Annotated in this window: 16 protein-coding genes; 5 read left to right on the top strand and 11 right to left on the bottom strand. The window is 57.6% G+C overall.

Going from position 1 to position 22706, the window contains the following annotated elements:
- Positions 1-272 precede the first annotated feature (272 nt).
- On the bottom strand, positions 273-1367 hold the full coding sequence (locus B9A24_RS20470; RefSeq protein WP_084447883.1) for a Smr/MutS family protein: 1095 nt from the start codon (positions 1365-1367) through the stop codon (positions 273-275).
- A gap of 190 nt (positions 1368-1557) precedes the next feature.
- Entirely contained in the window at positions 1558-2523 is a 966-nt protein-coding gene (locus B9A24_RS20465) for a YfiM family protein (protein ID WP_234997569.1), read from the bottom strand.
- Positions 2524-2707: 184 nt separating this feature from the next.
- Between B9A24_RS20465 and B9A24_RS20460 the strand changes: the two genes are divergently transcribed.
- Positions 2708-5584, top strand: a complete 2877-nt coding sequence (locus B9A24_RS20460; RefSeq protein ID WP_234997567.1) for a DUF4961 domain-containing protein — start codon at positions 2708-2710, stop codon at positions 5582-5584.
- A gap of 121 nt (positions 5585-5705) precedes the next feature.
- Here the strand turns inward: B9A24_RS20460 and B9A24_RS20455 are convergent, their stop codons facing one another.
- Positions 5706-6554, bottom strand: coding sequence for an N-acetylglucosamine kinase (locus tag B9A24_RS20455; RefSeq protein ID WP_084447882.1), 849 nt, complete (start codon positions 6552-6554; stop codon positions 5706-5708).
- 406 nt (positions 6555-6960) lie between these two features.
- Here B9A24_RS20455 and B9A24_RS20450 point away from each other — a divergent pair, with 406 nt between their 5' ends.
- On the top strand, positions 6961-8139 hold the full coding sequence (locus tag B9A24_RS20450) for a T9SS type A sorting domain-containing protein (protein ID WP_084447881.1): 1179 nt from the start codon (positions 6961-6963) through the stop codon (positions 8137-8139).
- A gap of 574 nt (positions 8140-8713) precedes the next feature.
- On the opposite strand, the gene B9A24_RS20445 is transcribed toward B9A24_RS20450, so the two are convergent.
- From B9A24_RS20445 to B9A24_RS20420, 8 genes are all read right to left on the bottom strand, one after another.
- The gene (locus B9A24_RS20445; protein ID WP_084447880.1) at positions 8714-9496 is read right to left on the bottom strand and encodes a SusE domain-containing protein; all 783 of its coding nucleotides are present in this window, start codon (positions 9494-9496) and stop codon (positions 8714-8716) included.
- Between the two features lie 81 nt (positions 9497-9577).
- Positions 9578-11212 carry a RagB/SusD family nutrient uptake outer membrane protein gene (locus tag B9A24_RS20440; RefSeq protein WP_084447879.1) on the bottom strand — a complete coding sequence of 545 codons (1635 nt, stop codon included), beginning with the start codon at positions 11210-11212 and terminating at the stop codon, positions 9578-9580.
- A gap of 11 nt (positions 11213-11223) precedes the next feature.
- On the bottom strand, positions 11224-14241 hold the full coding sequence (locus B9A24_RS20435) for a SusC/RagA family TonB-linked outer membrane protein (protein WP_084447878.1): 3018 nt from the start codon (positions 14239-14241) through the stop codon (positions 11224-11226).
- Between the two features lie 437 nt (positions 14242-14678).
- Positions 14679-16007: a glycoside hydrolase family 2 TIM barrel-domain containing protein gene (locus B9A24_RS22480; RefSeq protein ID WP_234997584.1), complete on the bottom strand. Its 1329-nt coding sequence runs from the start codon at positions 16005-16007 to the stop codon at positions 14679-14681.
- Entirely contained in the window at positions 15949-16587 is a 639-nt protein-coding gene (locus tag B9A24_RS22475; RefSeq protein WP_200813983.1) for a glycoside hydrolase family 2 protein, read from the bottom strand. Before B9A24_RS22475 ends, B9A24_RS22480 begins: the two co-directional genes overlap by 59 nt.
- Positions 16517-16972: a hypothetical protein gene (locus tag B9A24_RS22470; protein WP_200813982.1), complete on the bottom strand. Its 456-nt coding sequence runs from the start codon at positions 16970-16972 to the stop codon at positions 16517-16519. Before B9A24_RS22470 ends, B9A24_RS22475 begins: the two co-directional genes overlap by 71 nt.
- Before the next feature lie 5 nt (positions 16973-16977).
- Positions 16978-18132: a hypothetical protein gene (locus B9A24_RS20425; protein WP_084447877.1), complete on the bottom strand. Its 1155-nt coding sequence runs from the start codon at positions 18130-18132 to the stop codon at positions 16978-16980.
- 96 nt (positions 18133-18228) lie between these two features.
- Positions 18229-18807: a hypothetical protein gene (locus tag B9A24_RS20420; protein ID WP_143435133.1), complete on the bottom strand. Its 579-nt coding sequence runs from the start codon at positions 18805-18807 to the stop codon at positions 18229-18231.
- A 211-nt stretch (positions 18808-19018) separates the two neighbouring features.
- On the opposite strand from B9A24_RS20420, the gene B9A24_RS20415 reads away from it, so the two are divergent.
- From B9A24_RS20415 to B9A24_RS20405, 3 genes are all read left to right on the top strand, one after another.
- A complete protein-coding gene (locus B9A24_RS20415) occupies positions 19019-20170 on the top strand; it encodes an alpha/beta hydrolase-fold protein (RefSeq protein ID WP_159452121.1) in 1152 nt (383 codons plus the stop codon).
- Positions 20171-20460: 290 nt separating this feature from the next.
- Positions 20461-21915, top strand: coding sequence for an anthranilate synthase component I family protein (locus B9A24_RS20410; protein WP_084447929.1), 1455 nt, complete (start codon positions 20461-20463; stop codon positions 21913-21915).
- Positions 21916-22072: 157 nt separating this feature from the next.
- Positions 22073-22645 carry an anthranilate synthase component II gene (locus tag B9A24_RS20405; RefSeq protein ID WP_084447874.1) on the top strand — a complete coding sequence of 191 codons (573 nt, stop codon included), beginning with the start codon at positions 22073-22075 and terminating at the stop codon, positions 22643-22645.
- The last annotated feature ends 61 nt before the right edge of the window (positions 22646-22706 follow it).

The following is a 22706-nucleotide window of genomic DNA, read 5'->3' as shown; positions in this document are numbered from 1 at the left end:
AAGATATTAACAAACAGGAGGCATAGCAGATTAGGAGGGCCCAGCCTAAACGCGGCCTGACCAAAGCCGTTCTGTCAGCCTCACTCCCCGCGGCACCGCACCAACTAAAGTCTGACTAAAAAAACGCTTGGGACAGCTCGAATGACGGATATTCTGGTCGCTTGTTTCCCGCTTAAATTGCCCCCAGAGAAGCACCCCGTGCCCAAGATGTAAAGTTCCGGGTACGGGGCGCTTTTCTAATCCGACGGTGGCTCCGGCGAGCTATCTGATTCTTACTTCAGTCGCACCAGCGTCGCGCCGTAGCCAAACTTCTCTTTCTGGGCATCTTCAAAGAACTTGATGTCCCGGTTGCGGCTCAGATTTTTGTGAATTTCCTTACGCAGCGTGCCGTTACCGGTACCATGAATGAACACGATTTCGTGCATATTGGTAGCCAAAGCGCGGCTCAGCGCATCCTCAAAGGCATCAAGCTGTAAGCGCAGAATCGCCGTGTTGGTGAGCGGCGGATCGAGGGTTACGGCGTCGGGGTTTAGCTGTTCGAGGTGCAGATCGACTTCGTGCGAGGGAGGCAGAATAGTTTTGGCAGGCTCCGGGATAGGGACTACCGCCGCGGGCTTCGCAGGCGCGTTGCCGGTGAGCTGGGCTTGCAGCTTCTCAGCCAGTTTCTCGGGGGCTATGGGCGCGGCGGGTTTTTCATCAAGCTGAAAGAGGTAGGTTTCCTTCTGCAAAATGGGCGCGGGCTGGCGACTGGTATAGAAGCTATTAGCCCGAAACGACAGACGCTTGGTGAGTAGCTCAAACGCCGTGTCCCCGTTCAGGCGGTGGGGCAGGAGCTGCACCACGGCGGCGGGCCACTGCTCAAAGTCCTTGAGGTGCAGATGAGCCAGCGGCTTACTCGCTTCTTTGGGCCCGAGCTTATCGGAGAGCAGGCCCCGATATTTCTCCTCGCGCTCCTCGCCATACGTGAACAGCAAATCGGTATCGGTATTGTTGATGAGCTGCACGGCCAGTAGCTCCGGCGACTGGTGGCTGAGGGCAAGGTACAGGCCTTTTTGAGCACGGGGCGGCTCCGGCTCCTTGTCGGCCTTTTTGCCCCCCAGGTTATTGCTGGCCGGCGCGTCTGGCTTCTGGGAGGCAAAATCGGGCCGTGGCGCGCTGGCTGCGGCTTGGCGCTCGGCGGCTACGGAGGCGGCACTTTGCCCGAAAGCTTTCTGCTCCTCGGCAGCTACCACTACCACTTCGCGGCGCAATACTGGAATTGTAAAGTCATTATCAATAGCGACTTCTACCAAGTCGTTGGCGAGTAGGCGGGTGATGATGCCTTCCTCGCGGCCCGTAAGCAGGCGTACTCGGTCTCCTACGTTCATATTAGGGGTGTTTTGGGAATTGAAATGAAATATAAGGCTGGCCCATGCAAGGTAGGCAGGAAAGACTGCCGCGAGACCAATCTGGCTTAGCCTGAACAAAGCGGCTAGCTTCTAACAACCAATTCGGTTATCAAAATCCCTAACGCATCATGGAGTAGGTAACTACTGCTGCTACGGTCGCCGTCAGGGTTTAATAATACAGCCCATGTAGTACCAGGCCGCGCCGCGAGTTATACTCAAGGGCCGGGGCGGGCAAATGAAAAATACTGGCCACGTAGAACACGCGCTTCAGAAATTTGCTGCGCGTGGGGATGCGCATCAGGTTCACATCAAAGCTCAAATAGTACTGCCGGTAGGCATTCAGACCCAAAACCGCGTTGGCAGCCGGGTCGTTGAACACCATCTCCTGCGCGCCAAAACCTACGGCCGGTTGCAGCCACTTGGGCCATTTGCTTTCCTGCGGCAGCCACGCGGCTACATCGGCGCAGAGCCAGTAGGTGTGGCCATTATAGTCTTTCAGGTATTGCTCAGCCAGGGTTTTGCCTAGTACATTGGGCCGCAGGGCCGCGTAGCGGGTAGTTCGGAAAGAATATTTGGGCATAATGCGAACTTCATTCCACGCCAGCTGCTGCGCGATAAGCCCGGCCGAGCCCAGAAAATTGGCCCCCAGATCATAAGCCGAGGCGCCATAGGCCGGGTCGCGGCCGTCGAGCAGCTCCAGAGGACTTTGGAGCAGAAAGCCCACGAATCCCCCGTACCAAAGCGCCTTCCGATCGGGGACGCCGGCCCAGCGCAGCATGTCTACAGCGCCGCGGCTCTCGTGAAAAGCCCCCCAGAAGTGCCCCGCCTTGTCCAGTTGCTTCCATTCCCGGCTGTCATCGAACCAGTGAAAGCTGGTCCGCTCGCCGGTGTACCAGCCTTTGCTTAGCCCATATACCAGGCCCGTGTAGCTCAGGGCCAAGCCGCCCGCCAGCACGGGCAAGCGGTGGCTCTGTTGGGCGGTGTCGGAGCGACGCAATTGAGCAGAAGCAGGCGTGAGCAGAACCGTATCGGCAGTGCCCTGGGCCAGGCAGCGTGTTGGTAGCAGGCTCCCCGCTACCAACAGAAGCAGTAGCCACCACCCGGCACGTACAGAAGATTTAAAAGAGAGCGTCATGCAACAACCACTGACCGCCAGGGCCGGAAAATCAAAGCTACGAACAAATACCTCCGGCCACAGGCCTGGATAAAGCCCAGTTATGTACCTTTAGTCCTATGCCATGGAAATGTTGAATTGAGCGGAGTAGTATCGCCTGTTTAGCTTCCCTGTAATTCCACCAATCAAACGTTCGTTTTTTTCAATGAAAACACTTCGACTTTTTTTTAGCCTGATCGTGCTGCTTATGGGCGCACACGCGGCTCATGCTCAGGTAACCACCCAACCGGCCCTGTTTCTGGCTTCCGAGCCGGTAACTATCACTTTCAATGCTGCCCAGGGCAACGCGGAGCTGGCCAACTTCGCGGGCGACGTTTACATCTGGACCGGGGTCATTACCGACAGTCCTACCGGCACGACCTGGAGCAACGTGAAAAGTCCCAATTTTAATCAGCCGGATGCGGCGGCCAAGATGACGCGCTCGGCTACCAACGCCAACGTGTATACGATCACCTTCACGCCTAATACATTCTATCCCATCCCGGCCGGCACGAAAATCTATCGGCTGGGCATGATCTTTAAAAACGCGGATGGCAGCAAGGTGGGGCGCGGACCCAGCGGCGACATCTTAGTGGACGTAGCTCAGGACAAGTTTAACCTGCGCTTTACTGCTCCGACTGGCGCAGGGAGCAATTTCTTTGTGCTGAATACGCCCACTACCGTCACGGGTACCTCAGCGCTACCTGCTACCCTGGCCCTGTTTCTGAATGGCGTACAGCTGGGAGCGACTGAGCCGAATGCCACCACCATATCAAGAAGCGTAACGCTTACGCAGCCGGGAGCCAACACCCTTCGTCTCACGGCCACCGATGCTAACTCTACTGCTGAGACCCAGCTAACCGTCCAAACCCGCGAGGCCGCGACCGTTGCTGCTCTGCCTGCTGGCGCTAAGAAGGACGGCGTCACGTACCTGAATGGCGGTGCTTCAGTGATCTTGAGCCTGACGGCTCCCAACAAACAGTTTATCCACGCTATTGGAGACTTCAATGACTGGCAATCCGGCACCGCATCAACTCTGAAGCGTACGCCCGTAAGCGCTACCGACAATACGCCCGACAACAGCAGCAATGGCCGCTGGTGGATTCAGCTTGATAACCTGACACCGGGCCGGGAGTACGCCTACCAGTATCTGGTAGACGGCACCTTACGCATCGCCGATCCGTACACCCAGAAAGTGCTCGACCCGAATAATGACCGCTTTATCCCGGATGCAACTTACCCGACAGCCCAGCTACAATACCCCACCGGCAAAACTACCGGCATTGTTTCCACTTTCAAATCGGGTCAGACGGAATACCAGTGGCAGGTAAACAACTTCGCCAAGCCCAAGCGTACCGACCTGGTAGTGTACGAGCTGCTGGTGCGTGATTTTATTGCGCGCCACGACTACAAAACCCTCACCGATACGCTCAGCTACCTGCAACGCCTGGGCGTAAATGCCATTGAGCTGATGCCCATCAATGAGTTTGAGGGCAACGAAAGCTGGGGCTACAATCCCTCTTTCTACTTCACCCCCGATAAGTACTACGGCACCAAAGACGACCTCAAGCGTTTCGTGGACGAGTGCCACAAGCGCGGAATAGCCGTTATCATCGATATGGTGCTGAATCATTCCTTCGGGCAGTCGCCGATGGCGCAGCTGTATTTTGAGGGCGGTGCACCTTCGGCCGCCAGTCCGTGGTTTAACCGGGCCGCCACGCATCCCTTCAACGTGGGCTACGACTTCAATCACGAAAGCCCGTTCACGAAGTATTTCGTGGAGCGGGTAAACGAATTCTGGCTCCAGGAATACCGTATTGATGGCTACCGCTACGACTTATCAAAGGGCTTCACCCAGCGCAACAATCCCAATGATGTAGCCGCCTGGGGCCGCCGCGACGACTCGCGCATTGCCATCTGGAAGAACATCTACGACCAGCTTCGCACCATTGACCCCAACGTGTACTGCATTCTGGAGCACCTGAGCGACAACGACGAGGAGAAGATACTGGCCGACTACGGCATGATGCTGTGGGGCAAAATGACCGATAAATACAACGAAGCCACCATGGGCTACAACACCGGCGACAAGTCGGACTTCAGTGGCACGTACTACCGCAACCGCAACTGGGAGCAGCCACACCTGGTGAGCTACATGGAAAGCCATGATGAGGAGCGCCTGATGTTCAAAAATATATCCTTTGGGGCCGCTACCGCTACCTACGATACCAAGAGCATCAATGTAGCCCTGGCTCGTAACGAGGCCGCCGCTGCCTTCTTCTTCACGGTGCCTGGTCCTAAAATGGTGTGGCAGTTCGGAGAACTGGGCTACGACTTCTCTATCAACCGCTGCCCCGACGGTACCATAAAGGATGACTGCCGAACAGCCAATAAGCCGATCCGCTGGGATTATCGCGAGGTGCAGGAGCGGCGGAAGCTGTATAATGTGTACGCCAGCCTGATTGCGCTGAAAAAGAACGAGCCCGTATTTGAAACCACCAACTTCACCCAGAGTGTAGTTGGGGCCGTCAAAACCATTCACTTGCAGGATGACAACCTGAAGGTGACAGTGATTGGCAACTTCGATATCGTGCCCCAATCGGTTAACCCGGAGTTTCAGCAGGCCGGCACCTGGTATAACTACCTGACTGGCATGACGCTCAGCGTAACAAACCCCACGGCTAATCTGACGCTACAGCCCGGCGAGTACGCTGTATATACCTCCCGCCTGATTAATCGGCCGACTACTGTGCTGGCCACGCGTGGCCCAAGCAATACCACGGCGCTGCGTCTTACGGCCGCGCCCAATCCGGCCACGGCTACGGCCACGCTCCGCTATGAGCTGAAGACGGCTTCCCCGGTTACCATTACCATTACCAATCTGCTTGGGGCTGCCGTGCGCACGTTGCCAGCTACACCTCGGCAATCTGTTGGTGCGCATGAGCTGCCCGTTTCCCTGACTGGCTTGGCCAATGGCGTATATCTGGTGCGTCTGAGCACCGGCGAACAAATTCAAACCACGCGCCTGGTAGTGCAGCACTAAAAAGCCCCCCAGCGTCAAACAAAAAGAGCGGCCCCATTATCGGGGCCGCTCTTTTTGTTTGACGCCACATAATCCAGGATGACACTTTCAATCCCCCTTCGATGTGCTCGTGCTACACGCCTTATTTGGTAAGCACCGTGTGATAATCTACCAAGTCATCGATAGGGGAGCGGATGATTTTGCCCACTTCCATATCGTGGCTTTTGGCTACCTGAATCAGTGCATCGCGGAAGTTATAGCCCACCGAGCCGATGCAGTTGAACGTATAGTTCTGGTAGTTGGGGTACTTTGTTACCAGGTTATCAAAGAAAGCCTTGAACCCATCGAGCACGATTTCGCGGCAGTAGCTCACGTTGTTATGGTCGTAAGCATACTTGGCGAAGCTGGCCAGGAAGCGGTTGGGCAGCGGCTGATTGTACAAGCGGTCCAAAATCTCGTCGCGGGTGAGGCCGTAGGTTTCGCGGAAATTCTCCTGCAAACCATCGGGTAGGAAACCGCGCAGATAGTCGCGCAGCAGCCGCTTGCCGATGTAGGAGCCGCTGCCCTCATCGCCCAGAAAATACCCCAGCGAATCGACGTTCACGGCTACTTCTTTGCCGTCATAAATACAGGAATTGGTACCCGTACCCAGGATAGCTGCGAAGCCGGGCTTGGTGCCCAGCAGCGCCCGCGCGGCGGCCAGCAAATCGTGGTCTACCACCACTTTAGCTCTTGTAAACACCGCCCGCATAGCCGCCGCCACTATCTCCGCCTTCTTCGCCGATGAGATGCCCGCGCCGTAGTAATGCACTTCCGCTATCTTCTCCAGCTCTAGCGTATCAGGCAGATTCTGCTGGAGCGAGGCCTGAATACCTGCCGTATCAATGAAGTCGGGGTTGTAGCCTTCCGTGTTGAAGTTGATGCGCGTACCCGCGTCGTCAATGAGGCACCAGTTGGTTTTGGTGGAGCCACCGTCAGCAATGATTATCATAGGAAAAGAGCTAAGTGGAAAAGGCCCACGGCCAATGCGGAACCCCCGCGCAGTAGAAACGAGAACCGGAGAAAACGGTGGCGAAACACGGAAAAGATTTCCGTAGAAAAAAACCCCGCGTCAGAAATGTGCCGTTGCCTGGGGCCGTAATTGCCCGCGGCCCGCTGGCCGAGGCCTAAGCGTATTCGTAATCAGGGCGTAAGCGGTAGGCAACTGCTGACTTCCTGCTACTTAAAAAAGCCGCAGCGAAGAACGAAACTTCCTTCCTTGGCTGCCGTACCCATTTCGTGTGTTCCCGGCTTGTTTTATTGTTAGGTAAATCGTACTTTTCCTATGTAAAATGCCAGTACAGTAGCTTGCCTGTCTTCATCTCACTTTCCCCTTTTTTCACTTCAATCACCCTTTCATGAAAAAATTATTTACTCTGGCAGCGGCTGGTGTCCTCACCGCTACTTCACTTGACGCCCAGGCGCAGGCCCCCATTACAGTCAACGGACAGTTGGCCGCTACGGAAGTAAGTGCCAACGGCTATCAGCTCGTAGGCCGTTATACAGGCAACCGGGGTTTCGGCGACGCTGGCTTACTGGCTTTGTACGCCGCCTCCGACGCGACGAATCTGTACTTCTTTCTAGCCGGAACGCTGGAAAACAACGCGAGCGACGTAAAAAACTCCATTCAGTTGTTTATTGACCGGCCCGGCGCGACCGATGGGGTATCAGTAGGCACCCGCCTGCCAGCCCCCGCCGCCGTTACCGCGCCGGCAGTCGGCACCTCCTTTGCCGGTATGACGGCCGCGCTGGATCTGGCAGCTGATCTGGGTATCGGAATCAAAGGAACCGGGGCCGGCAATCAGGTACAGGTAGATGGCATCGCTTACACCTCCGCCACGGCCGCTACGGCCGCTGTGCTGACGGGCTCTACTCCTCTCAATACCACGGGTACACCCGGTACCATCGTCGCTACGGGTGCTTTGGCTCCCTTCGCCGGTGCCATGGTGGCTTACAACAGCAGCGCTAATCTGTCGGCCAACCCCGGCTTTGCCAGCAATGGCAACGCCCCCAGCAATGGTCTGGAAATTATGGTAAGCCGCGTGGCGATGGGCATTCCTGCCGCTGGCGGGGTCGTACGCATCTTCGCTGTGCAGAACAACCAGGACGGCAGCTTCCTCTCTACTGACTTCATCCCGCAGCGTAACCCGGTGCCTGCTACCTCCGAAAACGTAGGATCGGCCGCTACCGCGAACTTCACGACCATCCCTGGCACCCAGGCCGGCACCCTGACCGTGGGCAGCGCCACTCTCACCGTGCTGTCTAACCGCAGCGAGGTAGCTTCCAAGCTGGGCTTCTCAGTGTATCCCAACCCCAGCCGCGGCGCGGCCAAGGTGGAGTACAACGTGTTAAGCGGCAAGCAAAGCGTTTCTCTGGACGTTTACAATGGTATCGGTCAGCTCGTGCGTACTTTGTCCAGTGAGCAGCAGTCGGCCGGCCGGCACAGTTACGCGCTCGATAACCTGTCGGCGGGTGCTTACTACGTGAAGCTGCAAGTAGGCAGTCAGGCCACCAGCCAGAAGGTGATAGTAGAGTAAAACACAGCTAAGTCAACTATTTTGCAAAAAGGCCGGCCATTATGGTCGGCCTTTTCTGTTTTGCCCTGCTGGATTTCCCTGCTGTATGCCGCATTCGCTCGGCTGGGCTGAGTGAGGCCTGCGCCTGAGCGGCTGCGCCGCGAATCCGTCTGCAAACGTATGCGCAATAAATACCGAACGGCATGGGTGATGCAGGCGCGCGCAGCATAGCTGCTGGGGCATAGACCTCACTCGGCCCAGCCGAGCGACTGCGGGGAGCCTCAGCATGACAGTTAGCTTGGTAACGGCTGCGAGCGAGTTGCTTCGCGTTGCGCTGCATGACCGCCAGCTTAATTTACTGTTCATACCTCCTACGCTACCAGTTGCTGCAAATGAGTTGAGAAAAAGAGAAATGTTGGTGGTCAGTCATTTTGCATGGAGCGGGTTGAGTTTGTCTGAGCTACCCCGGAAATAGTGGTATCGCAACGTAAAAAAGCCCTCCAGCTACCTTGCAAGCCTGACCACGTTAAGACAGAAAGGCCATCGTACGGTACGATGGCCTTTCTGTTTTTAGTAAGAAGCTAAGCGGAAGCTCTTAGTTCTTCTTGATAGTATAAGTCGATTTGTTTGGCTCAGCCTCATCAAATTTCAGCTTGATGGTGTAGTTGCCGACCTCCGAGTTTTTGATGTCTTCGCCACCGGTTTTTAGCGGCCCGGAAGCCGAGGGGGCATTTTTGGCAAGAGCACCCAGGTTCAGATCCCATTTCTTGTTGGCGCGGAACTTGAAAAAATCAGCTTTCAGGTCGGTGGTAATAGTCCAGACCTTCTCATCAAAATTGTAGGTCATCACCACGTCCGTATCCCAGCTTATGCCGGCCGGGCCAATCAGGGCCCAGGTATCCTTGGGCACCTCCCGCGACTCGTAGGGCGTACCGGCCAGCGAAGTAGCGGCTGACATCAGCGCCTCCACGCTGGCACCCACCGACGACTTTACCCGCACGTCGAGCTGGGCCGGTGTGCCGGCAGGCAGCTTCAAATCCGTGAAGATGCTGTTAACTTCGGCCACGGTCAGGGTTTTGGTCAGTGCGCTGCCAGCGTCAATATCCTTGGGCGCTTTGAAGTCGTTGCCTCTTTTGTCGAACTGCAAGGTGTACGCGACGGCCGCCTGGTAGCCGTACGTAGCCGGGGTCCAAGAGTAGGTAACGGCTTCCTTGGCAGCATCGTCCCTGCGCAGAACGGCGTTGGAGGCCGAAGCGGTAAGGGCGGGGGCGGCCCCCATGTTGAGCATCACCCTGGTTTCATCCTTCTCGCAGGAAGTGAGGGCTACGGCCGCAAACGCGACCAGGCCGAGGGCTGTTTGAGTGATCCAGGTTTTCATGGAAAAGCTGAGGTTAAAGTTAAGTATGTACCAGCAGGAGCCGGCTTCCCCGATAAGGAAACCGGCTCCCAAAAGGTTCGGCTAGTTGTAGCCTGGGTTCTGCTTCAGATTCTGGTTAACTGACAGGTCGGAGGAGGGCAGCGGGTACAGGACCCGGAAGGCATCTACTCCGCGACCGCCCGCTACGCCCCCTTTCCAAGGCCAGAGGTAGGTGCCCTCCACGAAGCGGTTGTAGCGAATGAGGTCGGTACGGCGGTAGCCTTCCCAGTACAGTTCCCGGCCCCGCTCGTCGAGCAGAAACTCCGGCGTGAGCTGGGCGGCCGTGATGGCGCTGCCCGCGCGGTTGTTGAAGGCCCGCGCCCGAATCTGATTTACGTAGCTCAGGGCCAGAGCCCGGTCGCCGGTGCCGCCGCGCACCACCGCCTCGGCGTAGGTGAGCATTACCTCGGCCAGGCGAATCATGGGAAAGTCGATACTCGACTGATTCTGGGCTCCGCCCTGGGCGGCTCCGGTAGAAGTCACGTTGCGGAACTTAAGTACGCCAAAGCCCTGGTTGAACTGCGACAAATCGGTGATTTCCAACGATTGGCCCGTCGTCCAGAAGCGGCCACGGGTGTCGGCCGCGGTGTCCGGGAAAAGGTTGAACAGGGCGCGCGTCGTGCGAAGGCCCTGCCAGCCCACGGTCTGGCCTACTTTGCCCTGCCAGGAAGCCGAGTTGCCCGTGGCAGCATTTACCAGAAACGTAGTACCGCCAAAGCTCTGCGTATTATTCACGTCGAAAGCAATGGGCCAGATGATTTCCGAGCGGGCCGAAGCCGTGTTGTTGTCAGCCAGGAAGAGTCGGCCGTAAGCCGAGGCCACGTTGCCGGCCGGGGTAGTAGAGAGGGTGTAGCCCGCGTCAATCACCTTCTTGGCCTGGGTGGCAGCATCCGTGTAGCGCTGGGTGCCCGTGTACACCTGCGCATTCAGGTAAAGACGGGCCAGCATGGCCCAGGCGGCGGCCTTATCCACCCGCGCGTACTCGTTGGTGCGAGGCTCGGCGAAATCCGGGTCCGCGCTTAGGGCCGTCAGCTCCTGCTCGATAAAGGTGAAAAACTGCTGGCGGGTGTAGTAAGGGGGCTGAAAGGTGCCTATCGGGTCGTTCTCGGTTACGAAGGGGCCGTTGCCGTATAGGTCCATGGCGTGCATGTAAGCTACGGCGCGCAGAAACCGGGCCTCGGCCCGAAACTGCCGGGCCACTGCCACGTCGGCGGCGCTCAGGCGCGCCGTCATCCGGCTATCCGAAGCCTCCCGCAGAAACTCGTTGCAGATGGCAATCTGATAGTAGATGCGGTAATAAAGACCCCGAATCAGCGGCCCGCCGGCCGTCCAGTTCATATTGTGCCAGTCTTGCACACCGGGGTCGTTCCAGGCCACCACGGCCTCGTCAGTAGAGAGCACCTGGGCGCTCCAGTACTGGCGCAGGTAGTCGGAAGTGCCTTCGTCGATACCGCCGATGTCGCCGCCGCCGGCTGGGCCTTGCTGGCCCGTCACGGCGAAGCCCGCGTAGAGTTTGGCCAGTACCTGCCGGTAGCCATTGAGGTCAACGTACACCTTATCAGGCGTCGGCTCGAACTTAGGTTGCTGATCTAGGTCTTTGGTGCAGGAGCTGGTGCCCGCGGCCAGTGCCAGACCCGTGGCCGCAACGACCAGTCCGCGAATGAGATATTTAGTCATGGGGGAGTATGTTAGAAGCTGGCGTTGACGCCAAAAGTGAAGGTGCGGGCACGGGGATAAAAGTTGTTGTCGACACCGCCAAAAATCTCGGGGTCAAGGCCATCATACTTCGTAATCAGGAACACATTCTGAACAGCGGCGGACAGGCGAAGGTTGATTTTTTCGTTGAGTACGCTACCAACATTGTAGCCCAGCGTCACGTTCTCGCCCCGCAGGAAAGAGCCGTTGCGAATGTAATAGTCGGCAAACAGCTGCTGCCGGGTGAAGCCCGTGCTATTGATGTCGGTGGGCAGGTTGGTCAGAAAGCCGGTGGAGCTTTGGGCATTGGCGAAGTTGGCCAGGTTGGCGGCCGCGGAGTTATATACGTAGTTGCCCACGTTGCCCCGCAGCAGGAAAGACAGACTTAGCTTGTTGTAGGACACATTGGACGAGAAACCCAGCACGGCCAGGGGAGCCGGCTGCTTATAGCGGTACAGGTCGCCGTCGCTGCTGAGACCATCGGCGTTACGGTCAACATATACGCCCTGCAGCGGCCGGCCATTGGGGTCGTATACTTGCTGGCGCACGTAGAACGCACTGGAAGGAAAGCCTACGGAGTGAACCTGAATGGTGCTGCCCGTACCGCCCGGAATGCCACCTACGAGGTAGCCGGCAAAGTCGGATTGCTGCGGCCCCAGCCCGGTAATTTTATTCTCGTTGTAAGCCACATTGAAGTTAAGATCCACGTTCCAGGCTTCGGAGCGAACCGGGCTGCCGTTGATGCTGAACTCAATACCGCGGTTGCGCAAAGAGCCAATGTTGGAGGCCAGCAGGTTGGTCAGGTTGGCCCCGGCCGGCACGTTTACCACGGCCAGCAGGTCGGTCGTGTTGCGCTGGTACACGTCGATGGCACCCGAGATGCGGTTGTCGAGAAAGCCGTAGTCAAGTCCGTAGTTCCAGGTAGTGGTCGTTTCCCAGGTCAGGTCGCGGTTGTAGCCCGAAGGGCGCTGGGTGGTCACAAACTCGGAGCCAAACTGATATTGCGCCCCGGCGTTGCTGGTCACGTAGCGCGGCAGGTAATCATACACGCCGCCAATGTCCTGCTGGCCGGTGCGGCCCCAGCCCGCGCGCAGCTTCAGCTCCGAAACGGTGTTGTTGTCAGCCAGAAACTGCTCCTCCTTGATGCGCCAGCCCAGGCCTACGGCCGGAAATACGCCGCTCCTATTGCCTTCCTCGAAGCGCGACGTTCTGTCGTTGCGGACGGTAGCCGTCAGCAGGTAGCGGTCTTTTACGTTGAGGTTGGCGCGGCCGAAGTAGGAAAGCAGGACCAGGCGGTTGTAATAGCCCGGCACAGTCAGCACGTCGGTGGGGTTCACGAGCGTGGCGCGGTCGAAGCGTAAGGGTAGGAAGTTGTCGCCCTGATTGACGAAGTCCTGGTAGGAGTGGCCGCCCTGCACGTCCAGCTTCACGCTGCCCAGCTGCTTGCTATAAGCCAGATAAGCTTCCAGCAGGCGCATATCCTTGCGCTGATTGTATTGCGTGAAGCGCCCGCTCAGGTTGGGGTCGCCACCACCAGTCGGGTTGAAGTTGCCGAAGTCCGTGGGTTGAATGGTAGTTGAGCCATCACCACGCGAAATGTCGGTCCCCAGGTTCAGGTTGGCCCGCAACCCTTCTACCCCGTGGATTTTGTAGTCGAGCTGCACGTTGCCAATCAGGCGCTTCACGTCACTGACGTTGTTGGTGTTGTTGAGGGCCGCTACCGGGTTGCCGGGAGCCAGGCCCAGGGGGCTGCCGTTGGGCTGGAGGTACTGGAAGTAGCCCCCAAAAGGAGCAAGCTGAGCCCCATCGGCACCCTCCACCCGCACGGGCTGCGTGGGGTCAAAAAGGACGGCATTACCAATCTGCCCGTTATCAACAAACCGGTTGTTGACCAAGGTGCCTTTGGCGTTTATATCCACGCGCAGGTGGTCATTAAACAGCATTGGGGACAAGCTCACGGAGCCGCTGTTGCGCTTCAGGTTGTTCGTGATGACGATGCCATCCTGATAGAGGTTGCCGTAGGACACGCGAAAGGGGATTTTGCCCGCGCTGCCGGTCAGGCTGATATTGTTGTCGAAAGTGGCGGCTGTCCGGAAGATTTCGTTCTGCCAGTTGGTGGAGGTGGTACCCAGCGTGGCAATCTGCGACTCCGCGCCATTGGCCCGCACGATGTCGCCGAACTGTTGGGCGCTGAGCACGTCGTAGGTGTTGGCGCGCACGGAAGCCGACGTCTGCGAGGAGAAGTTAACCGTCAGCTTCTCACCCTGCAGGCCGCGCTTTGTGGTGATGAGAATGACGCCGTTGGAGGCGCGGTTGCCATAAATGGCCGTGGCCGAGGCATCCTTCAACACCGTCACGCTCTCGATATCGTTGGGGTTGATAAGCGAGAGGGGATTGGACGCTCCCGCGATTCCGCCCTTGTCTACCGGAACGCCGTCGATTACATATAAGGGGTCATTGTTGGCGTTCAGCGACGAGTTGCCGCGAATGCGAACGGCCGACCCCGCGCCGGGGGAACCACCGCCGGTAGTAATGCTCACGCCCGCGATTTTGCCCTGCACGAGCTGCTCGGGGTTGGTGATCTGCCCCTGCACGAAGTCCTTGGAGCTAACCGTTGCCACGGAGCCTGTCACGTCCTGCCGGCGCTGGGTGCCGTAGCCGACGACTACGGCCTCGTTGAGCAGGGTCGTATTCTCGCCCAGGGTGGCGTTGATTTCCGTGTTCTGGCCCGCCGTTACGGTTACGGGCAGACGCTGACTGGTGTAGCCGATAAACGACACGACCAGCGTCTGCGCGCCAGCCGGCACGTTTTGGATCGCGAAAGTGCCATCGGCATTCGTCGAGTTACCTAGGGAAGTGCCTTCAATCAGCACAGTCACGCCGGGTAGCCCTTCTTTTTGCTCATCCAGAACGCGGCCACTCACGGTGCCGGTCTGCGCGAAGGCACTGGTAAAACCAGCGCAGATGAACAATAGCAGAAACAGTAGTTTCGGCAAGTAAGGGTGTTTCATTGAAAAAATGTTTGGAGTGGGAATAAATAAACCGGTTGGGGACCGGGCAAGCAAAAGAGAAAGAGCGAGAAAAAGCAAGAATAAATATAGCCGGCGGACTATTTTACGAATGCTTATATCTTTGCTCTTCCATTACAAAAGGGTTAATAAACTACGCAAGGTAAAGTTTTGACATCAAAAAATCCAATGTTAACTGGCTTTACTTTTTCACTGGAAAGCAAGGCCGCCGCTTGGGCAGCACATAAAAATTACAACCAGCCTTTGCCTGTATTGACCTGAGATTTACGCTGACCAGTATCCTTGTATGTTCTCTGCGGGCCTGCACTACCGCATTTCGGGATAGTAGGTTCCGGTAGTAGTTGAAGACCTAATTGCTGCTCATTACTTTAAGCGAGCCGCCAGCAAGGCCCGAAGCATCCGCCCGAACTTGAGCGTCTTTAGCGCCGGGGGGGCATTTTTAGTAAAATAGTAGCAATGCCCGCTTCCGCTTTTACCGGGTTATCACCAATCAGCTCAAGGCCTTGCGTGGAAAAGCGAACGGCGGTAGCTGCGTCCGGTATCACGGTGCCGTTAGCATCTACCACCGCGGCGTACACGAATACCGCGTCGTTCTGGCCGGCGGCTAGGTCTTTGCCGTGGCGGGCATAAGACAGCTTGATGCTCTTTGGGACGCCGGGCGTGCGCCGCTCGGTCTGAGCGGCGGCTTTGCCCTGATAGTAGCCCACGGCCCGCAGCGTGCCGGGCGAGAAAGCCGGTAGCGTGAAGGTAAACGGCGGGTGGGGAAGCTGGTCGGAAAACGTGTTTTTATCCGGCCGCTGCCGGGCTATTACTTTACCGTTGAGCGACAATTCCACTTCGTCGCAGTTGCTGTACACCACTACCTGCTTGCTGGAAGTCGGCTGCCAATAATTAGCAATAAAAACCATGGACTTGCCGAAGCCGTGGGGGGCATTTACGGGGCCGTACTGGCTTTGGTAGAAGTAGTAAGCGAACTTCGGCAGCCGGAAAATATCGGCTACGCCCGATGACTCAATATCCGGGGCGTACCCGCGCTTGTAGTCGAACATCAGCCAGTTGGCGTCGCCGACGGCGGGGCTGCGGTAGTTGTCGTTGTGGGCTTCCTGAAAGTTGAGGGCCTGCTGGGCCAAGGCTCGCTCGCCTTGCCCGCGCAGCTGGCGCGAGGTGCGCTCCGATTCTTTCAGGCCCGCGTAGGCCGTTTGGTTGAAGCCAGCGTTGTGGGCGTAGTACTCCCAATCGCCGTATTCGCACAAGAAAAGCGGCTTCTGGCCGTCACACTTGTTCCAATATTCGGGGACTTTGCGGTGCTGGCGGGCCGGAATGAACACGTCGTAGGCATAATCCAGCCAGCCGCAAGTATATACGCCTTCTTTCCAAGGCAGCTCCTGATGGACAGCCTGATGGGTCTGCTCCATGTAGGGCTTGCTCATGTCCGTCTCATTCAACGACGACTCCCAGAGCACGATGCTGGGGTGGTTACGGTCGCGGCGCACCATGTCGCGCACGTCCTGGAGGCTGTTTTTCTGAAACTCGGCATCGCCAAAAAACTGCCAGCCCGGAATGGAATTCATCACCAGTATGCCCAGCTCGTCGCAGGCCCGTAGAAAGGCGGATGAGGGCGGATAATGGGAGCAGCGCACGAAGTTGAACCCAGCCTCCCGGATCTGCCAGGCGTCGCGGTACTGGGCGTTATCCGATAAGGCATAGCCTAGGTATGGATATTCCTGGTGACGGTTGGTGCCGCGCAGGCGCAGCTTCTGGCCGTTCAGATAAAAGCCGTCGGTGGCGAAACGGATGCAGCACTTCTACCACCAGCTCATATAAGTAAGGCTGCTCTGGTGACCACAGCTGCGGCCTCGTAACTGTGAGCTGCTGCTCTATCCGCCCAAATGCCCCGGCGGCAATGCCGGCCGCTTCGCTTTCAACTCTGCCTACTTCGGCTCCTTTTGCGTCGAGCAGGATAGCGCGAACCTGCGCCTTCTGCGTCTGAGCGGCATCGTTCTGTACTTCGGTTTGCACCCGCAGCATGGCCGACTTTGAGTTCACGTTTTCATAATGGACCAAAATGCCCCCACCCGCCACGCGTCCGGTCTGCACGGGGTCGGTGATGTACACTTTGTCCTGCACCCGCAATTCCACCCACCGGTACAGTCCGCTGTAAAAGTTAAAATCGAGGTCTTTCAGGGGCTTACCGGGCGGCACGGCGGGGTTGTCCTGGTTGTTGAGCTTCACCAACAAGCAGTTTTCCTGGCCATACTTAAGCTGGCGCGACACATCGACTGTGAATGGTAAATAGCCCCCCCAGATGCCGCTGAAGGCGCTTTTCATTCAGATATACGTCGGCCGTGTGCATGGCGGCCCCGAAATGCAGCGCCACCCGCTTATTGGAATCGGCCGCTGGCACCTGAAAAAACTTGCGGTAGAAGCAGGTACCCTGCCACTGCTTTTTGTCGGTCACCCCGGGCTCAATTTGGGCCGTGTGCGGCAACGATACGGCCGTCCACGGCACGGTGCTGTCGGCCGTTTTGGCGAAAAACGGAGCCGTCACGACAGTATCAATATCCTTCACGAACTGCCAGTCCTGATTGAAATCTACGGTCGTTGTCAGGCTGGCTGTCTGATTCTTGCTGGTACACTGACTCAGCGCCGCTACCAGCAGCAAGCCGGAAGCCAAGCGCGAAAGAGTAGGTGAAAGCACCGAAATAATGGACATATATCTTACTGGAGATAAACGGATTCGAGGTCAACGTACAGCTGGCCACTGGCCGGAGCAACACCCTCGAGCACCACTTGTAGAACCTCTGCCTCCGTCAATTTGAGGGTAGCCGGTTGGTTGGCTGACTGATAAGTAAGGGGCAAAAAGCCGGGGTAGGAGCGGGGCAGCAGCAGCAACGCATCCGGGCGAAACGCGGTGAGCGGAATCCGCAGCTCCCGCTCCTCCGCTCCGAGCTGCACCATGGCCGAGTACGCGGTGGCGTCTTTGGTCATCAGCACCACTTTCACGCTGGTGGCGGGTTGGTTGGCCTGAGCCTTCACGATTACTTCTGTAAAGCCGGCTACTTCCGTTGTTCGCCCGGCCAGCTTATGACCGAAATAAGCACGCAATGCCGCCGAGGGACCGGGTCCTGCGCTGGGTTTCGCCTGCCCCAACTTTGGCTGGCCTACCACTAGGCGCAGGGCCAGCTCGCCGGCGGGCGTGGTCACGTAGTCCGTCCAAGCGGTGCTGGCAATGCCGCGCGCCTCCACCTGATCTTTATCTAGGCTGGCGCGGAACAGCGGCAACGGCGTGTCTTTGGCTACGATGGGCACCGAAAAACTCTCGGCGTGATGATAATTCCAGTCGCGGGGCTGGCCCGCGAAGCCGCCAGGAAAGGTGAGTGCCTGTTGCCCTTTGCGCAGCACAATCCAGTAGCGCAGCAGCCCCGGATACGCCAGCTCAGCGGGCACGGTGGCCTCGACGGTAGCGTAGCTGGTGGTGGTCATGGGCAGCACCTGGGTGCGGCCGTTATTAGCGAAGGCAATGGCCATGGGGTCGTAGGCAAACTGCGTGGCCCACTGAAAACCCGCCGCCCGGAAGCTGCGCGCCATAAACGGATACATAATCGGCTGGATGATGTCGGCCGACTCGAACTCATACACCATTTTAGCCTTGCTGATAAAGCGCTTATCCGTGCAAAACGGAATCGGATACTCGTCAACATAAGGCAGAAAATTGCCGCGCAGGGCGTGCCCGCTCACCAGTCCCTGCGGATACCACTGAAAGGTGACCCCATCCACGCTGGCATTCAGAATGGCGTCGTACACGTCGGGGCTTTCGGCAATGTTGTAGAACACCGGCTTGCGGCAGCCCGTGGCCCGGATGGCCTGAGCCATGCGGTTGGCAAAGGCCGTGACCGGCGCTTCGGGCTTGCTGTATTTAGGCTCGTTACAGACCTCGTAGGCAATGATATCCGGGTCTTCCCGGTTGAGCTACCTGGTGTACAGGTTGCGGTGGTTCAGAAATTGGGTCAGATACCGTTCCTGGGCCAGGATAGCGCGCGGGTTGGTGTAGGCCTGGGCTTTGGAGTAGATGCTGGAAAAGCCTGTGCCGGTGTCGGGCTCCGGGTAGCCGTTGTTCCAGTAAGCAATGGGCGTCAGGATGATTTTGATGCCACGCTGCTTGAGCTCAGCCACCAGAAAATCGAGCAGCTTCAAATGCTCATTTTCCCGCAGATTGCCCAACGTATCCGTGATTTCCACGTCCCAGACGTGTACTCGAAACGCATCGAGTCCCAGCCGTGAGAGGTGGTACACGTCCTGCCGAATAGCCTGTTCGTGGTTGGCGCCCACGCGCTGGTGCGCCCGGTAAGCGTGAGCGAAGGGCGTGGTGTAGTTGACGCCAAACAAGGCTACTTCCTGCTTAGACTTCTGCCAGCGCAGCACGCCCTGCTTATCCACAAACACGTCGCCCTCAGGCTGACGCGGGCCTGCCTGCGCTACCGCCGGCAACCCCGAAAACGCGGTCGGGAGAGTGAGAAGAAGCAGAAGAGCAAGCAAACGAATGCGCATACGCGAAGAGTGGGTTTAAGGCATGATTATGCCTTATTTAGGAGGGCTTGGAAAGAATAAAGGCAGCTGCTTTACACAATCGTTTGTGCTAAAAGGTAATAGCATTATTTCATTTTTCAACAGCACCGGAGAGAGTAAGGCGAAAATTATATCTTCGTGGCCCTTTCAAGCCCGTCCCGACGGCGGAAACAGCTTCGCCGTTAACCTTTCTATGCGCATCTTCTTTTTTGTAGTATTTTTGCTGCTCTGGAGCAGCGCCAGCCGGGCCCAGACTACGCTGCGCGTGACCCGCGTGCCGGCCAATACGCCCGCCGGGGCCGTGCTCTACGTAGCGGGCTCTTTTAATAACTGGAACCCGAAAAATGCCCCCCACGCCCTCACCAAAAACGCCGATGGCAGCTACCAGCTGATTTTGCCCCCCGGCCTCGATAATTTCGAATACAAGTTTACGCGTGGCTCCTGGGAAACGGTGGAAACGGATGCGGCCAATAAAGCTGTGGAAAACCGCGCTTACACGGCCTCGGGGGGCAAAATCGTAACGCACGACATCAGTAACTGGCAGGACCTGGCCGGCGGCGCGCCGGTGAAGCAGCACACGCTCACGCCCAATGTGACCGTGTTGGCCGACTCGTTTCTGATGCCCCAGCTTAACCGCAAACGCCGCGTGTGGGTGTATTTGCCCAACGACTACGCCACCAGTCACCGCCGCTACCCCGTGCTTTACCTCCACGATGGCCAGAATGTGTTCGACGAGTTCACCGGCTTCAGTGGCGAGTGGGGCGTGGATGAAACCCTGCGTCAGCTGCAGCTGGCGGGGCAGGATGCCGGCTGCATCGTGGTGGCCGTAGACCACGGTGGGGCAAATCGTCTGGATGAGCTATCGCCCTGGCGCAATGCAAAGTATGGCGGCGGACAGGGCGACGCTTACCTGGAGTTCATGGTGCAAACCCTTAAGCCCTACATTGATGCGCAATATCGGACCTTAAAAAGCCGGCAACATACGGGCATAGCCGGCTCCTCTATGGGCGGGCTGATTTCGTTATATGCCGGTCTGAAATACCCGCAGGTGTTCAGCAAGGTTGGCGTGTTTTCGCCGGCTTTTTGGTTTGCCCAGGACTCTCTGTTCAGGTATATGCAGCAGGCTCGGCTGCGGCAGCTGATGCGATTCTACTTCGTGGCTGGTATGCAGGAAGGCGAAACAATGGTGCCGCTGATGGCTGCTATGCGGGATTCGCTGAAGAATAGTGGGGTTAAAGCCTCCAATATTAGTTACCGGGCAGTGGCCGATGGCAAACACGCTGAATGGTTCTGGCGGCGGGAGTTTCCAGCCGCGTATCAGTGGCTGTATAAAAAGGGCAGGTAGCGCGGAGGGCCACTCCGCGCTACGAAAAAACTTGCGCGTTACAAACGGGCGCTTATCTTTGCGGCACAAACGCCTTATTCTTCTGGCAATGAATTTCTCAATGACTTCGCAAGCATGGTGGTGGCCTCTCCGAAACTCCGGACGGGAAAACCTGTGCGTGCGGTAAGGTCAATTGTATAATGAACCTCGCATCGAACATAAAGGAAAGCCCGGCCACCCGCCGGGCTTTTTTGTTTCCCGGTGGTCCGAAACAGTACTCGTTGCTCACCGTCAAAATGCTTCCGCTTCTCATGAATAACTTGCCGCAACCTACTTACGCCCTCAAAACCCGCCACGTACGCCTGCTGGCCGACACCGTAACGCCCGTAGGCCTCTACCTGCGTCTGCGCGACCAATACTCCAACTGCCTGCTGCTGGAAAGCTCCGACTATCACGGTCAGCAAAACGCGTTCAGCTACCTGGCCTGCGACCCGCTGGCGCGCTTTGAGCTAAGCCGGAGCGAACTGCGCCAGACGTTTCCGGATGGCACCGTCGCCACCGAAACGCTGGCCCAGCCTCGTCTAGCTTTAGACCGCCTGCGCGAATTCGCCGGTCGCTTCCAAACCGAGAAAAGCGAGTTCGATTTTATCACTGGGGGGCTTTTTGGCTACATGGGCTACGAAGCCGTGCAGTATTTCGAAGACCTCACGCTGAACCCCGCTAAAGAATCTGCTGGCCAGATTCCAGACATCATCTACGGCACTTACCGCTACGTGATTGCCATCAATCACTTCCGCAATGAGCTGTTTGTGTTCGAGCACTCGCCCGCCGACGAGCCCACCGACCACGACGGCCTGACGCGGCTAGTAAATCTGGTGCGCAACCCGAGTTTGCCGGAGTTTGGCTTCGCGCCGGTAGGGGAGGAGACCACTAACCTCACGGACGAGGAGTTTCTGGAAAAGCTGGCTGCCGGCCAAGATCATTGCCGTAAAGGCGACGTGTTTCAGATCGTGTTGTCGCGCCGCTTTTCGCAGGGATTTTTGGGCGATGAGTTCAACGTGTACCGCGCCCTGCGCTCGGTGAATCCCTCGCCGTACCTGTTTTACTTCGACTACGGCAACTTCAAAATCTTCGGCTCCTCGCCCGAAACCCAGCTGCTGATCAAAGGCCGCGCGGCCAGCCTGTTTCCCATTGCCGGCACTTTCCGCCGCACCGGCCACGACGCCGAGGATGCCGCTCTCGCCCAAAAGCTAGCCGCTGACCCCAAAGAAAATGCCGAGCACACGATGCTGGTTGACCTGGCCCGCAACGACCTGGCCCGCCACGGCGACGAAGTGAAGGTGAAAGTCTTTCGCGAAATCCAATATTACTCGCACGTCATTCACCTGGTAAGCGAAGTAACCGCCACCCTGGCCCCCGATGCCTCGCCCCTGCAAGTAGTAGCCGATACCTTCCCGGCCGGCACGCTCTCCGGCGCCCCCAAGCACAGCGCCATGCAGCTCATCGACCGCCTCGAACCAACAGGACGTGGCTACTACGGCGGTGCCCTGGGCTACCTGGGCTTCAACGACGACTTCAATCACGCCATTATGATCCGCTCCTTCCTGAGCACCGGCAACCAACTCCACTACCAGGCCGGCGCCGGTGTAGTAGCCGCCTCCGATATCAACTCCGAGCTAAACGAAGTTCATCATAAGCTAGCCGCCCTGCGCAAAGCATTGAAACTGGCCGAAGCAATAGGAGAGAAACTGAGCGCGAGTATATAGAACGAAGCTCTCCTCCTCAGCTGAGGAGGAGACGCCGTGCCGCAGGCGCAGCTGGGGTGGTTGACCTGGTTGCTGAAGTTGTTTAGGTGAAAATCAACAGACAACCTTGAATAGCATCATTAAAACAATAAGTATCTAAATTCTAGCTCTCATCACTATGAGCATTCTCGTTCTCGATAACTACGACTCCTTCACCTACAACCTCGTGCAGCTCCTGCGCGAGCTAGGCTACGGTGCCCAAACCACCGTGGTGCGCAACGATAAAATTACGCTGGACGAAGTAGACCAATACGACGCCATCATGCTCTCGCCCGGCCCCGGCGTACCGGCCGATGCTGGCTTGATGCCCGCCATTATCCAGCGCTACGCGCCCACCAAGCGTATGCTGGGCGTGTGCCTGGGGCACCAGGGCATTGCCGAAGCCTTTGGGGGGCAATTATATAACCTGCCCGCCGTGCTCCATGGCATCGCCACCGACGCCGACATTATCACTGGCGAAGACCGGTTATTCAAAAATCTGCCGGTCAGGTTCAAGGTGGGCCGCTATCACTCCTGGGTCGTTACGCCCGAAAGTATGCCTGCCGAGCTGGAAATAACCGCCCGCGACGCCAACGGTCAGGTTCTGGCCCTACGCCACCGCCAGTACGACGTGCGCGGCGTGCAGTTCCACCCCGAATCCATTCTGACCGAGCACGGGCACGAGATGCTGAAGAACTGGCTGGCCGAATGAAATCAGACCGTCATGCAGAGCGAAGCGAAGCATCTCGCGTGCTGACGTCTGAGTAGTAATC

The organism is Hymenobacter roseosalivarius DSM 11622 (genome assembly GCF_900176135.1).
Lineage (GTDB): Bacteria > Bacteroidota > Bacteroidia > Cytophagales > Hymenobacteraceae > Hymenobacter > Hymenobacter roseosalivarius.
This window is presented reverse-complemented; position numbering and strand designations above follow the sequence as displayed.